The following is a 13,230-nucleotide window of genomic DNA, read 5'->3' as shown; positions in this document are numbered from 1 at the left end:
GGGCAGGCCATGTACAAGATTTTAATTGCCGACGACCATCCGCTGTTTCGCGAAGCCATTTGCAACGTGATTGCTGATGGTTTTCCGGGCAGCGAGATCAGCCAAACCGCTGATCTGGATAGCGCCCTGGCACTGACCCAAGAGCACGATGATCTCGATCTGATTCTGCTCGACCTGAACATGCCCGGCATGCATGGCCTCAACGGCTTGATCAACCTGCGTAACGAGGCACCGACCATCCCCGTGGTGATTGTCTCCGCCGAGCAGGACAAGCAAATCGTGCTGCAGGCCATCACCTATGGCGCCGTCGGCTTTATCACCAAGTCGTCGCCACGCCAGCAGATGACCGAGGCCATCGAACAGATTCTCAACGGCAATGTGTACCTGCCACCGGATATTATCCGCACCCAGAAAAGCGGCTCGCAGCGCCACCACAACGACCACCACAGCTTCCCCCCGGAGCTGTTGCAAGCCCTGACCCGCAAGCAATTATTGGTGCTGGAGCGCATGACCAAGGGCGAGTCGAACAAGCAAATCGCCTACAGCCTGGATATTGCCGAAACCACGGTGAAGGCCCACGTCTCGGCGATTTTACGCAAGCTCAATGTGCACAACCGCGTGCAAGCCATCCTCAGCGCCGGCGATATCGACTTCGCCGCCTACCTGCGCCGCTAGGCCCCTCGCCCACCCCTTAACCCATGGCAAGGAGTGCCAGGGCCTAAGGTTCTCCAGCCACACAGCGCAGCAACGCTAGCCGTGAGCCCGCTCCAGCAAATGGCTGATGGCGGTTTTCAGCTTCATTGGCCGCACCGGTTTATGCATCAGGGTATGGCCTAACTGACGCATTTGCTGCTTCAGCTCATTACTGTAATTGGCGGTGATCATCAGCGCCGGCAGCGGCGAACTGCGCCGGGCATTGATTTGCGCCACGGCATCGACGCCATTTTTATCGTCATCCAGGTGATAGTCGGCGATCAGCAAATCGGCCTCGGCGTGGAAGTTGTCCACCTGCCGCGCCAAGTCTTCCTCGGAACGCGCGGTGACCACCTGACAGCCCCAGGCCTCGAGCAAGGTACGCATGCCCGCGCAGATGGCCGCGTCGTTATCCAGCACCCAAATCCTTGAGCCGCGCAGGCGTTCCACCAGCGCATCGGGGGTATCCAACACCAGCTTGGCCCGTGGCGCGCGGGTGGTCAGTGGCACTTCCACGGCAAACACCGAGCCATGGCCTTGGCGGGACGACACACTGATGCGATGGCCTAGCATGCGCGCAATTTTATCGACGATGGCCAGGCCCAAACCTAAGCCGCGATCCGGCTTGTGGTGCTGCACATCGCCGCGCTTGAACTCTTGGAAAATCTCGCTGAGCTTGTCTTGCGCGATGCCCATGCCGGTGTCCCACACCTCGATGGATAAGCTCTGCCGCCGACGCCGACAGCCAAGCAAAATGCGCCCGCTGGGGGTGTAGCGGATGGCATTGCTCAGCAGGTTGCGCAAAATCCGGGCGAGCAACTGCACGTCGCTGCGCACCAAGGCGCTGCTGGCCACAAAGTCCAGATGCAGACCTTCGCTTAAAGCCACCTGACGGTATTCAATGGCGAGGTTTTCCAGCAACTCGCTGACGGCAAAAGGCGCGATATCCGGCTTGATCACCCCGGCATCCAGCTTGGAAATATCCACCAGGGTGCCGAGCAGGTTCTCTACGTCTTCCAGGGAGTTACTGATATTGCGCACCAAGGCTGGGCTGTCGCACTGCTGCGGTTTTTCCAGCAGCGCGCTGGTAAACAGGCGCGCGGCGTTGAGTGGTTGCAGCAGATCGTGGCTAACGGCAGCGAGGAATTTAGTCTTGGACAGGTTGGCCTGTTCGGCCTCGCTCTTGGCCTCACGCAGGCGCGCTTCGACCTGGCTGCGCTCATCGATTTCGCGGCGCAGTTGGCTGTTCAGTTCGGTCAGCTCGATGGTGCGTTCGCGCACCCGTTGCTCCAGGTGCTGATAGGCCTGATGCAGCGCCTCAGCGGTGCGCCGTCGCTCGGTGATATCGCGGATCAGCACAAAGATGCCGACCACCTCGCCGCTGGCCACGCGATTGGGCACGTAGGAGCGCAGCATGTAGCGCTCCTGGCCCTTGTGGTTGTTCTCGGCCACCTCGAAGGTCACGCTTTCGCCGGACAGAGCGCGTTCGACAAACGGCTCCAGGCGCCGCCAATGCTCCTCGCTGTGGACTTCACGCAGGCTCTGGCCGAGCATCGCGCCACGGGGCCAGCGATACCATTCCTCGTAGACTTTGTTGGTGAACTGATAGACCAAGTCCGCGCTTAAATAGGCGATCAACGCCGGCACATGGTCGGTGATCAGGCGAATCCAACGCTCACTCTCGCTTAACGCCTCGGCATGCCGGTGGCGCTCGGTGATGTCGGTAAAGGTGTTGACGAAGCCCCCCGTGGGCAGCGGATGGGTACGCACCTCGAGCATGCGGCCATCGAATAAACACAGCTCTAATTCTTTGATCGGCCGGCCCTGCTCGTCCCGTGATGCGGGGGTGAGCAGTTGCAGCTCGCTTTCCGCCATCACCTCGGCAAACTCGCGGTGCGCGCTTATTGGCGCCAGCCCGCAGAGGTCGAGAAAACGGTGGTTCCATAACTCCAGCTGGCCGTCGGCGTTGACCATGGCCATGCCTTGCGACAGGTTATCCATGGCCCGCTGCAACAGCCGCGACTTCTGCGCCAGGGCCTGTTCGCGGCGCATGGTTTCGTTGAGTTTGACCTCGGTGATGTCGGTATAGAGGATCACCAGACCGCCCTCGCGGGTCGGTCGTTCGCTGACCTGCACCCAGCGGCCGTCTTGCAGGCGAAACAGAATATTGTCGTCGCGCCCGCTGCGCTGCTCTTCCACCACTAAACCCGTGGTGCGGCTTAAGCGCTTGATCTCAGCTAAGCGGGTGCCTGCCGTGATCCGCGCCCGGGTGCCGGACCAGAACGACTTAAAGCGGCTGTTAAACAGCACGATGCGTTTGTCGCGATCAAACAGCACAAAGCCATCCGAGATACTTTCGATGGCATCGATCAAATGCTGGTGCGCGGTTTCCGCCCGCAGCCTCGCGTCACTAAGCAACTGATTGCTCGACTTCAGCTCGGCCATGGCCTGGTTCAACGCATCGGTACGCTCCCGCACCTGCTCGGCCAGCACCACGGAATGCTGGAACGCCGCGTAGGCGTCATCGCCACGGCTGTGGACCGACTCCACCCGCTCGATCAGCGCCGCATTGATCTGCTTAAGCTTGCGGTTGTGTTGCTCCAGCTGCGCGCAACGTGTTTGCAGTGCCAGCAGCTCAGCCCCGTGCGGGTCGGCCAATGGCAACTCCGGTGAAGGTCTGGTTGATGTGCATGCCATTGAACTGCTCCCCGTAGGTGTTAAAACCAATGACATGCTGCTCGCGCAGCACTTGCGAAACCTCAGCAACCTGCTGGTTAGCCTCGATCTCCAGACGCCTTAAAAAACAATCGCAGCCGATGGTCAGCAGCAACGGCCCGAGACGCTCTTGCAAGCCGGCAAACAGCTGGCGCATATCGGCCAGCAAGGTGCCGGGGCGCATGGCGGTGAGGACAATGCCATTCTCCACGGCGCAGTAAAAACTCAGGCTCAGATCAGGATTAACCCGCTGGATCGAACGCACGTAGTACTGCTCACCAATGCGCACGGCCAAGGGATGGGCGGCAAACAACTGGTGATTGAGTTCAGCCAGGCTCACGCCGACCAACTGCGCGTATTCCTGCGCAGCGGGCGCCGCGTTCAATTCATAAACCCGCCGGCTGGTGCTGTCGGCGCGGGTCACCACCAGCTTGTCGCCGAGGGGCACTAAGTGATGGCTGCTGAACACCTCAAAATCCAGCCAGGTGTTGAACAACACCACCACCGCCGCGCCCTTATGGAAGGCGCCGCCGTAGTACACATGGGTTTGGTTTAAGCGGTTATCGTCGCCGGCTGAGCCGCCAAAATGGGGGATGCTGCCAAAGGCCGCGCTCAGCGCGCCGAGCACCACTTCTTCACGGCTGGATAAGCCATCGAGCAAGGTCAGGGCGAAGCTGTGGCCCTTGATGGAGGCCAGTTCGTTGCTACGGCAGTCGCTGACCAAACGCTCCACCAACTGCTGGGCGTCGATCAGGCTAAAACGCTCCATCTCATCGATCAGCGCGCTGGCAATCGAGAAGCTGCGGTGATCAAAGCCCATGGCGCTGACACAGCCACGGCCATAGCCCTGGGCGGTGATTTCCCCGGCACTGGTGCAGCCGACCAGACTCACCCCGCCAAAGTATTGATCCAGCGCCTCCCCCAGGGAGTTGAGGTCGTATTCTGCCGAGCAGAAAAACAACACAAAACCCAGGTGCGGATGAATCAGTTGCCGCGCCAGCTCCTGTGCCACCAGCTCCACCTCGGTGGCGCTGGAGGTGGCAGTGATTACATCGTCCATCGGCATATGCGGCATCGCCCGCCCCATCCCAAAAACCGTGCTATTGAGGCCAGACATTTTACTCAGCGGCTGGCGGCGCCCCCATGCCACTTGAGTAGCGCCGCCCTACTTCCTAAGTAGCGGGCCAGCACAGCAAAGTGAGGGCCAGTAACGCGCTGTAGAAGCCAATTTCCAAGGTTTCCGTCAGCGGTTGGATACGCCGCAAGGCGCCGTAGATATGCACCCCAATCATCATCACAGCGACTGCCGCGAGTACTTCGAAGGTGGTGTGCAACGCCTCGCCCGTCAGACTGGCACGCAGCATCAGGGCTTCGACGATCAGGATAAAGGCGCCTAAGCAGCGCCCCAGATACACCGCTAAATCCGTTTCTGCAGGCACCTGCCAGAGCATCAGCCGCGACCACAGCATGGGCACCAGAAACAGCGGTAAAGCGAACACCAAGGTGGTGCTCAGGGTGAGGATCAGCAGGTACATCTGAGCATATTCGGACCAGATACCTAACATCTCAGCTCCAGGGCTCGATCACGAGCGAATAAGGTAGCCACGCAGCAAATAGGGCAACGCCAATACCACGCTGCTCAACGGCGAGAGGATCAATAAAGCTTCTGCGTTCATCAGCACCTCCAGCAAGCGGGCAGGATTAACTGCCCGCAGGACATTGGCTTACCAGCTGACGACGGCACCGACGGCGAAGGTATTGGTGTCTTCCGACAACGCGCTGTCTTGGGTGGCGCTGATTTCGTACTGGTTGTACTCGGCGACCAACTTCAGGTTGTCATTGATCGTGCGAAAGTACGCCACGCCACGGGTCTCGTAGTCGGCGGCATGGCCCAGACCGTTACCGTCGTCTTCGGTCTTACCGAAAGACAGCGCTACGCGGTTTTTGCCGAAGGTGTAGGAGCTTTGCAGCAGGTAGCCGGTGCTGTCGATTTCACGCAGGCTCGGCTCGCCCAGGTTGTTGACGAAGAACGGGTTGATGCCCTCGGCCTGGAAGCCCGAAGCCGTCACCGAAAGGCCGCCCATTTTGGCCTGCACACCGTAACCCACGCCGCTGGAATCAATGGTCGCGACGCTGCTGTCGGTGTTTTCCGAGCTTTGGTGCATGGCGTTGACCCAGGAGTAAATCGCCGCACCGCCGACTTCAAACTGGTAGCTGACCTCAGTCTCATAGCGCGGCTGGTCCTGGTAGGACTTGCCCAGGGTGCTGTGGTCGTTGGTGTCGACCGGATCGAGAATACCCACCGCGACACGCAGACCTTCAACCAGGTTGTTGTTGCGATAGGTGATCTGCGAGCTAGGGAACGGATAGGGATAACCGGTGCCGATATTGCCGAACGACACACCGCCGCCATCGACCAGGCCAAGCACATCGCTGACGTTGCCGTAACCGGCCAACAACTCATCAAGCATGATGTTGGAACGGGCGAACAGGCCGAAGTCTTTACCGACCAGCACTTCCCCCCACTCAGGCGAAGATACGGTGCCGTAGAACTGACGCACATCGATGTCCGTGCTGGTGCCGTTTTGCTCACCGTCGTTGATGGTGACCCAGAACGAGGAGCGGCCACTGACCTTCAAGTCATCCAGCTGCTTATTGAAGTTAAAGCCGATCCAGTTGGGCAGGAAACCCATCTTGACCCGCGACTGGCGCCGGTCGTATTGCTCACCATCACGGTCCACGTCGCTGTTGACGTAGAAGGCGTTGATATAACCATCGGTGGAAAAGGTGGTGTCGTCCTTATCGTAGAGGACAATCTCGGCAGCCGCTTGTTGGGCGCTCACCAGGGCGACGGCAGCGGTTAAGGCCAGAGGCAGAAAACGGGTGCTGGCTTTGTTGTTATTCATAACACTCTCCGTTGGATAGGACGGACCGCCAAAGGTCAGTCGGTGCGCAGCGGATTATCGAAAAGCCCTCCTGCCCCCTAAACGCTGCCATAGCCCTGCTTTACTGCTGCTTTGGAGCGGCCTGGGGATGGCCCACCAAGGGCTATACGACTGCCCCTCCAACCGGCGCAGGCCATAAGGTGTGCCACCCAAAGTCGTAGAAGGATTAGTCCCAGCTCAGCCTGATTGGCTAAGCAGCGCCCATGGGCCCAGCCGTAAGCCGCCCACAGTCGATCAACCCCAGACAAGCGCCGGGGTGAAGCCCAAAGAAATGAGTGAGTGATTGGGCGGCTTGGCCCTTGCAGACTCAGTGCCTGCCAGCCTGGGCGTGGTGGCGCGCGAAATAGCCCATGACGGCTGCGCGTATGCCAAGCCACCCGAAGCGGGAAACGGGTCGCTTGCCTAGCCTCTAAAGCTCATCACGCGGCCTGGATTTCAGCCCCAATAATCGGCATGTGTGAGCGCTTAAATTCGCCCGGCTAAAGCCGCCGAAACAGCTGACAGCTGCGGATCTTGGCCGCCGATCCAGCCATCCTTAAACAGCTTGATTGCTCAGCACATACCAACCGGCCTGGGCCTGGCATAGGCCGTGCTGCGCCGCGAGCAGGGTGCTGGCCGGCAAGGACAGGATCTGCTGCTGAACCGCCGTGTCGTGCTCCGCCGGGAGTCCGGCCAGGTGGGCTTGCCAGTGCTGCTCGATGAGGCCATCCAAGCTTTGTGCCTGCTCGCGCCATTGCTGGCTTAAAGAATCGCGGGCAGCCTCCAGCGCGCTGGCCGGCAACTGCGCCAACCACAGGCTGCGCTGCTGTAAAAACAGCTGGATCTGCGCAAGGATCTCGCTGCTGCTCAGCTGCGGCGCCTGCAAGCCAAACAACAGGCCACGCTGGCCGCTGATCTGCCGGTACTGACAAAACACCGCATAGCCCAGTTGCAGCTCGCTGCGCATACGTTGATAGAAGGCGTTTTGCTGCAGCTGCGCCAGTAACCGCCACGCCGCTTCGTCGACAGCACTGGCGCTGGGCTGCGGGCAAAACAACAGCACGGCGGCTTCGCCGCTGGCCGCCAGATGACGCCAATGCACGCCCGCCTGTAGCGGTGTGAGCGGTGCCGCTGGAGCAGGTTTGCCCACCTGAAACAGAGCGCTGATCTGCTCCTGCGCGGCGCTATCAAAGCCAATGCCTAAGCCTTCCACCTGCAGGGTGCTCAATAACATTGGCCAGCTCTGCCGCTCAAAATCAACCCCCTGATTCACCGCCAGCAGTAACTCAATGTGCTTGAGCAAATGGCGAATCGGCATGCCGCTGGCCGCCGCTGCCGCTTGTTGCGGCGCTTGCCAATGTTCGCTGCTGGGTGCGTACAAGGCTTGCATCAGCTGGCTGATAACAGACGGCAAAAGTTGCCGGGCACCGTCAATGCGCAGCAGTAAACAGCCCGCCTCAGCGCCGATTTGCAGGCTGATACCCAACTGCCCGGCCTGTTGCATCAGCCCCGCGCAACAGGCCTCGGCCAACTGCTTAAGCGCACGGGCGCAAAGGCTTTGCGCAAAACGCCAGCGCCCGTACCAGATGGCCTGCGCCAACGGTCTGCAGTGTTCCTGAGCGGGTGCCGACAGCCAGCGCAGCTGCGCGCTACAGGGCAATCTTAGCGAGGGCTGCGCCGTTAACAGGGGATTGCCCAGGCGCGGCGGTTCAGTCAGCGCAATGTCTGGCGGAGCAATGGCTGGCAACGCAATGGCAGGCAGCGGCGCGCGCGGCTCAACCTGCATATGCAGGGGAAAACCCGCATTGGGCCAAAGCGCCGCGCCTTCTGTTTCACGTAAACAGAGTGTGCGACTGGCGCACTGCAACTGCTTTAACAACAGCTGTAGCGTGGCCAAAGCGCAAGGCTGGCCCTCGCCACTTAACTGCTGCGCGGCCAGCCGTGCCAGGGCCAAGGGCGAGCGGCTGGCCAACTGATAAGCGCGCGCCGCTTGCTGCTCGGCCAATAGCTGGGGCAAGTCCGCACGCTGGGCCATAATCCCGGCCCACTTCTGCAGCGCAGCCAACACCCGACCCGGCTCATGGGCTTGGGGCAAACTCAGCAGCCACAATTGCTGACCTTGATGGCTATACAGACTGTGCAATTGCGCGCCGGCGCCCTGCCCAGCCAATGACGCCCAACAACCCGCGCCGTCTGCCAGCAGCCAGTCATGTAGGCACTGCCAAGCGGCATCCGCCTGGCTTTGTTCAAGCTCCAGCGCCAGCCCCACATGGAGGCCCTGGCAAGCGCCAGGCAAGCTAATGCGTGCCTGGTTAAAGCGCAGCGGCAACAACGCGCCCTTCACCGCTACCGCGCGAGCAAGCGTGGCCCCGGGCAAGACAGCGGCATGCTGTTGCGCTAAGTGCAGTAACTCTGCCAAGGGTTGCGGGCCGATCAGGCTCAGCTGGCAGTTAGCCGCGCTATAGAAGCGCCGATGAAACTCGTGGAGCGCCTGCTGAAACGGCAACTCTGGCACCGGCAGACTGGGTTTATTGCCGGCGACAAAATCGGCGCCGCGATGCCCCTTGGGCAAGGCTTGGCCAAGGGCAGTCAGCAGCAAGGTTTCGCGGTCCTGACTGCGGGCAAGAAACTCCGCATGCAGCACCTCACGCTCGCGCAGTTGCTCTGCCGTGCTTAAACCCGGCTGGGCCAACATCGCCAATAAGCGCGCTAAGCCTGCGGCTAAGTGCAACGGCGGCAACTGGCAAAAATATTCCGTATAACGCGCCTGGGTGGTGGCATTCACCTGGCCGCCGCAGGCTTGGATAAAAGGCAACAAACGTTGTTCGCCGGTGAACTCGGCGCAGTCTAAAAACAGCAGATGCTCAAGAAAATGCGCCAAGCCAGGATAGGCCAGGGGCTCATCATGGCTGCCGGCATTGACCCGCACACAGATGGCCGCGCTGCTCAGCCAGGGCTGGCTTTGCACCTGCAGCCGCACGCCATTGGCCAAGCGCCGGGTGGCTTGCAGATCGGGGGCCGTGGTACTGGCAGTGGCTATAGACATGGCACAAGGCCCAGGCAGATTAATCCCGCTGAGGATCAAGGCGCGCCCCGCGCATGGCAATAGTTCTTTGGGAGGAACTGGCCCATTCAGCCCGGCCTGTGGCGGCAATGCGCCGAAGGTCTGGGGTTAAACCAGCAGATATGTTCGATCATCGGCCACTGCCTGCGGCAAACGGCATACGCCTCGTTAAGCTGTGCTGGCCAAGCCATAACGCCTAGCGCTGTGGCCCGGCCATAACAATAACGGGCGTTGCTCCTGGTGCCGCTGTACGCATCAGCCCGGCTAACGCCCAGCCTGACCCGTGGCGGCCACCGCCACGGGGTGCCCTATGACTAGGAATGGTCCATGAACAGCCCTGCCTCTGCGCGCCCATCCAGCACCCTCGATGTGCAAGCGTTTATCAATGAACAGCCGCTAAGCCGCTACCAGTGGCGCATCGTCTTACTGTGCTTTTTGATCGTATTTATCGACGGTCTCGACACTGCGGCCATGGGCTTTATCGCCCCGGCCCTGAGCCAGGATTGGGGCATTGACCGCGCCAGCTTAGGCCCGGTGATGAGCGCGGCATTGGTCGGGATGATCTTCGGCGCCTTGGGCTCTGGCCCCCTGGCCGATAAATTCGGGCGCAAGCTGGTGCTGGTCAGTGCGGTGTTTATCTTCGGTCTGTTTAGCCTGGCTTCGGCCTTTAGCAGCAGCCTTGATCAACTCCTGGTACTGCGCTTTTTAACCGGCCTGGGCCTAGGCGCCGGGATGCCCAGCGCTACCACCCTGCTCTCCGAATACACCCCGGAGCGTCTCAAGTCGCTGCTGGTGACCAGCATGTTCTGCGGCTTTAACCTGGGCATGGCCTCGGGCGGTCTGATTTCAGCCTCGCTGATCCCGAGTTACGGCTGGCACAGCTTGCTGGTCTTGGGCGGTGTCCTGCCGCTACTGCTGGCTTTGGCTTTGATCCTGTGGCTGCCAGAGTCGGCGCGCTACATGGTGGTGCATAACAAGGCCGTGGAGAAAATCCGCCAGCTGCTTAGCCCCATTGGCCCGGCTGCGGTCGCGGCGTGCAGCGGCTTCAGCCTGCCCGAGCAGAACACCGCGACCAGCAGCAACGTACTGCGCAGCATTTTCTCCAAGACCTACGGCGCCGGCACCCTGCTGCTGTGGCTGACCTACTTTATGGGGCTGGTCATCGTCTATCTGCTGACCAGCTGGCTGCCGACCCTGATGCGCGATAACGGCGCCAGCATGGAAAGCGCCGCGTTGATCGGCGCCATGTTCCAATTTGGCGGCGTGCTCAGCGCCGTCGGTTTAGGCTGGGCCATGGACCGCTTCAATCCACATAAAGTCATCGGCATTTTCTACCTGCTGGCCGGCGTGCTGGCCTACTTGGTTGGGCAAAGCCTGGGCAATATGGCCCTGCTGGCGACCTTGGTGCTGATGGCCGGTATGTGCATCAACGGCGCGCAATCGGCGATGCCGTCCCTCGCCGCACGCTTCTATCCGACCCAGAGCCGCGCAACCGGGGTGTCATGGATGCTTGGCATTGGCCGCTTTGGCGCGGTGCTTGGTGCGTGGATTGGCGCCACCCTGCTGGGCCTGGGCTGGAACTTTGAGCAAGTGCTGACGGCTTTGCTGGTGCCGGCCGCCGTAGCCACGGCTGGGGTGTTGATCAAAGGCCTGGTCAGCCACGCTGACGCCACCTAAAGCATCTGGGCAGCGCAGCCTTAATTGCGCTGCCCAAGCCTTGCCCAAGCGAGCGACCGCTTGGGCAATTAACCGAGGCGCTGCCCGAGCTAAGGCTCAAACCTATCTGCGCTATAACCGCAGCACCAATAACTCTTGGCATTGCCCGCTTAGCTGTGCGGGCCTACTCCTCTGCCTGCGCTTTGCTGGCCCCGCACCACTGCCGCTCAGTACTGACTCGCAGGCAAAAAAAACCTCCAGCTCCGCAAAGAACTAGAGGGGGTTAAAGCAACCACTTTAAACTCTTGCCCGAGGGCAAGAGCCTCACACGGATTAGTTAAACTGCTCAGCCACTTCAGACCACAGACTGACGTTGCGCCCCAGGTTCTTGAAGCATTCGATCTCGCGCTTGATCCCCGAACTCAGGTCCCAGCCCGGCAGGTCGAGGATGATCAGCTCCTCCATGGCCTGCATAAACACCGCATCCACCGGGCCCCACAGCTTGCCAATGGCGGCGCTGTCTTTGCCTTCAAAGGCCAGGTTGATCGGGTGCGACATGGACACCTGACTGAACACACAATGGCCCGACTCGATGATGGTCGCGGCGACTTCGTTGCACTTGATAAAGCGCTCGTGAATCACCTTGGCGTCCGTGTGGCTGTAGGGGCAGGCGAGAAAAATCTTACGCATAAAATCCTCAGGTACTTGGCAGGTGGGGGCCACAGCCCCCGGTCAATCAGGCTGCTTGCAGAGCGCCGCTGGGCGCTGGCTGGGCTTGCTGATCTTGGGCCTCGTAGCGCAGCGCTACCGGCACCGAGATCTTGATCGCGATGAACACAGCCAGCAGGCCACCAAACAACTTGGCCAGCAGAATCGGCATGATCAGCGAAGGTTGGAAGTTGGCAGTGAATGCCAGGTGGTCACCGATGGCCGCTTGGGCACAGATGGCCATGGCCACGCACAGCACTTTGTCGCGGGCATTCATTTTCTTAAACATGTGGTACACGGCGATGACGTTCGCCAACACCATCACGAAGGCCGCAGCACCGGGGGCAGTCAGGCCCAGCTGGCGCCCCAGCACTTCCATCGGACGCCGGCAGTGCTTGTTAAACAGGTAGCAGATGGGGAACGTACCGGCGAGCATGATGCCGATGTAACCGGCGATCTCGATGGCGCGGAACAGCTCTTTTTCATCGGCAAACATCGGGTCAAAGCCCCAGCCGATGGTCTTCGAGAACAAACCGGTGAAGTGCTCAACGATGGCCAAAGCCAGGATGATCTTGATAAAGCCATCGAGAACTTTGCCGAAGATCAGGAAGCCCGCCACCATCATATTGGCGCGGTAACGCAGCCCCACAGCGAGCAGGAAGCAGAACAGGAACAGCGGCGCCAAGAGCGTCAATGCACCGATAAAGTCGAGGGTTAACAGGTGGGTCGCCTCGGCACTGGTCGAGACAATCTCCCGCACGGGCAGATTGAAGAAAGTGATCATCATCAGCGCCGCCAAGACCGCGAACGGAATGCTGATAAAACCCGCCATGGCGCCCAGAGCCAGGTATTTGTGATCCTTGCGATCAAGCATCATCAAGCCGACCGGAATCAGATACACCACCACCGCGCCCGAGGTGTAACCGACCACCATGGCCGCAATCCACATATCCCGGTTGGTGGTCAGGGCATCGGCCAGCTGGTAGCCGCCCATGTCCACGGCGATGATAGCCAGCGCGGCAATCGACACGTCCGAGCCCATGGCTGCGAACAGTGGGCCAAGCAGCACAGTGATCAGTTTCGACAGGTACGGGATCGAAATCATGATCCCCGCTTGGGCGAGGAACACCGGCCCAATCGAATGAATACCGTTAATAAACTCATTGCCCAATCCGCTTTGCGGCTTGAACACCGATGCGAAGGCGCCCACCACCGCGCCGATCATTATCAGGTAGATAACGAAGTTACCGAACTCTGCCATATAAACCCCCTCGCCCTATCGCCTGTCGTTCGGCACGCCGACGCAAGCTTGTTGTATGTGCGCGCCCTGAAGACGACGCTGCTGTTTTTGTGTGTTGGTCCACGCGGCACCGCTGGCGGGCCCCTAAGTGAGTCGAGACGACCCGCTCAGTGGGCAAAAACCAGAGTGCTGGCACATCAGTAACAACCACTATGCGTGCCACATTGAGG

General features: G+C 60.4%; 9 protein-coding genes. 2 read left to right on the top strand and 7 right to left on the bottom strand.

Annotated features, from left to right (window positions below; all coding sequences use genetic code 11):
• Window positions 1-9 precede the first annotated feature (9 nt).
• Window positions 10-675 carry a response regulator transcription factor gene (locus tag NTD81_RS06760; RefSeq protein ID WP_262180804.1) on the top strand — a complete coding sequence of 222 codons (666 nt, stop codon included), beginning with the start codon at window positions 10-12 and terminating at the stop codon, window positions 673-675.
• Window positions 676-750: 75 nt separating this feature from the next.
• Here NTD81_RS06760 and nahK read toward each other — a convergent pair whose 3' ends face one another.
• The 5 genes from nahK to pqqF all read right to left on the bottom strand — a co-directional run bounded on the left by nahK (window position 751) and on the right by pqqF (window position 9,378).
• On the bottom strand, window positions 751-3,390 hold the full coding sequence (nahK, locus tag NTD81_RS06755; protein WP_262180802.1) for a hybrid sensor histidine kinase/response regulator NahK/ErcS': 2,640 nt from the start codon (window positions 3,388-3,390) through the stop codon (window positions 751-753).
• The gene (gene nosP, locus NTD81_RS06750; protein ID WP_410017119.1) at window positions 3,329-4,483 is read right to left on the bottom strand and encodes a nitric oxide-sensing protein NosP; all 1,155 of its coding nucleotides are present in this window, start codon (window positions 4,481-4,483) and stop codon (window positions 3,329-3,331) included. Before nosP ends, nahK begins: the two co-directional genes overlap by 62 nt.
• Window positions 4,484-4,580: 97 nt before the next feature.
• Window positions 4,581-4,973, bottom strand: a complete 393-nt coding sequence (locus NTD81_RS06745) for a hypothetical protein (protein ID WP_262180799.1) — start codon at window positions 4,971-4,973, stop codon at window positions 4,581-4,583.
• A gap of 159 nt (window positions 4,974-5,132) precedes the next feature.
• Window positions 5,133-6,314 (bottom strand): porin, encoded by a 1,182-nt coding sequence (locus NTD81_RS06740; RefSeq protein ID WP_262180797.1) that lies wholly within the window; start codon window positions 6,312-6,314, stop codon window positions 5,133-5,135.
• Between the two features lie 574 nt (window positions 6,315-6,888).
• Complete coding sequence (gene pqqF, locus NTD81_RS06735; RefSeq protein WP_262180795.1) at window positions 6,889-9,378, bottom strand: pyrroloquinoline quinone biosynthesis protein PqqF; 2,490 nt, start codon at window positions 9,376-9,378, stop codon at window positions 6,889-6,891.
• Window positions 9,379-9,723: 345 nt separating this feature from the next.
• On the opposite strand from pqqF, the gene NTD81_RS06730 reads away from it, so the two are divergent.
• Entirely contained in the window at window positions 9,724-11,073 is a 1,350-nt protein-coding gene (locus tag NTD81_RS06730; RefSeq protein ID WP_262180793.1) for an MFS transporter, read from the top strand.
• Between the two features lie 312 nt (window positions 11,074-11,385).
• Here the strand turns inward: NTD81_RS06730 and NTD81_RS06725 are convergent, their stop codons facing one another.
• A complete protein-coding gene (locus NTD81_RS06725) occupies window positions 11,386-11,742 on the bottom strand; it encodes a DUF1937 family protein (RefSeq protein WP_262180791.1) in 357 nt (118 codons plus the stop codon).
• Window positions 11,743-11,788: 46 nt separating this feature from the next.
• Entirely contained in the window at window positions 11,789-13,021 is a 1,233-nt protein-coding gene (gene eutH / locus NTD81_RS06720; protein ID WP_262180789.1) for an ethanolamine utilization protein EutH, read from the bottom strand.
• Between the last annotated feature and the right edge of the window lie 209 nt (window positions 13,022-13,230).

Source organism: Pseudomonas sp. 5P_3.1_Bac2 (assembly GCF_025465995.1).
Taxonomy (GTDB): Bacteria; Pseudomonadota; Gammaproteobacteria; order Pseudomonadales; family Pseudomonadaceae; genus Aquipseudomonas.
Note: the sequence above shows the minus strand (reverse complement) of the source record. Positions and strands in the feature narration are given on the sequence as shown.

Excerpts from the sequence above, each read along its gene's own strand:
- NTD81_RS06760 (WP_262180804.1), top strand. The coding sequence starts at position 10 with ATGTACAAGATTTTAATTGCCGACGACCATCCGCTGTTTCGCGAAGCC.
- nahK (WP_262180802.1), bottom strand. The coding sequence starts at position 3,390 with ATGGCATGCACATCAACCAGACCTTCACCGGAGTTGCCATTGGCCGAC.
- nosP (WP_410017119.1), bottom strand. The coding sequence starts at position 4,483 with ATGCCGCATATGCCGATGGACGATGTAATCACTGCCACCTCCAGCGCC.
- NTD81_RS06745 (WP_262180799.1), bottom strand. The coding sequence starts at position 4,973 with ATGTTAGGTATCTGGTCCGAATATGCTCAGATGTACCTGCTGATCCTC.
- NTD81_RS06740 (WP_262180797.1), bottom strand. The coding sequence starts at position 6,314 with ATGAATAACAACAAAGCCAGCACCCGTTTTCTGCCTCTGGCCTTAACC.
- pqqF (WP_262180795.1), bottom strand. The coding sequence starts at position 9,378 with ATGTCTATAGCCACTGCCAGTACCACGGCCCCCGATCTGCAAGCCACC.
- NTD81_RS06730 (WP_262180793.1), top strand. The coding sequence starts at position 9,724 with ATGAACAGCCCTGCCTCTGCGCGCCCATCCAGCACCCTCGATGTGCAA.
- NTD81_RS06725 (WP_262180791.1), bottom strand. The coding sequence starts at position 11,742 with ATGCGTAAGATTTTTCTCGCCTGCCCCTACAGCCACACGGACGCCAAG.
- eutH (WP_262180789.1), bottom strand. The coding sequence starts at position 13,021 with ATGGCAGAGTTCGGTAACTTCGTTATCTACCTGATAATGATCGGCGCG.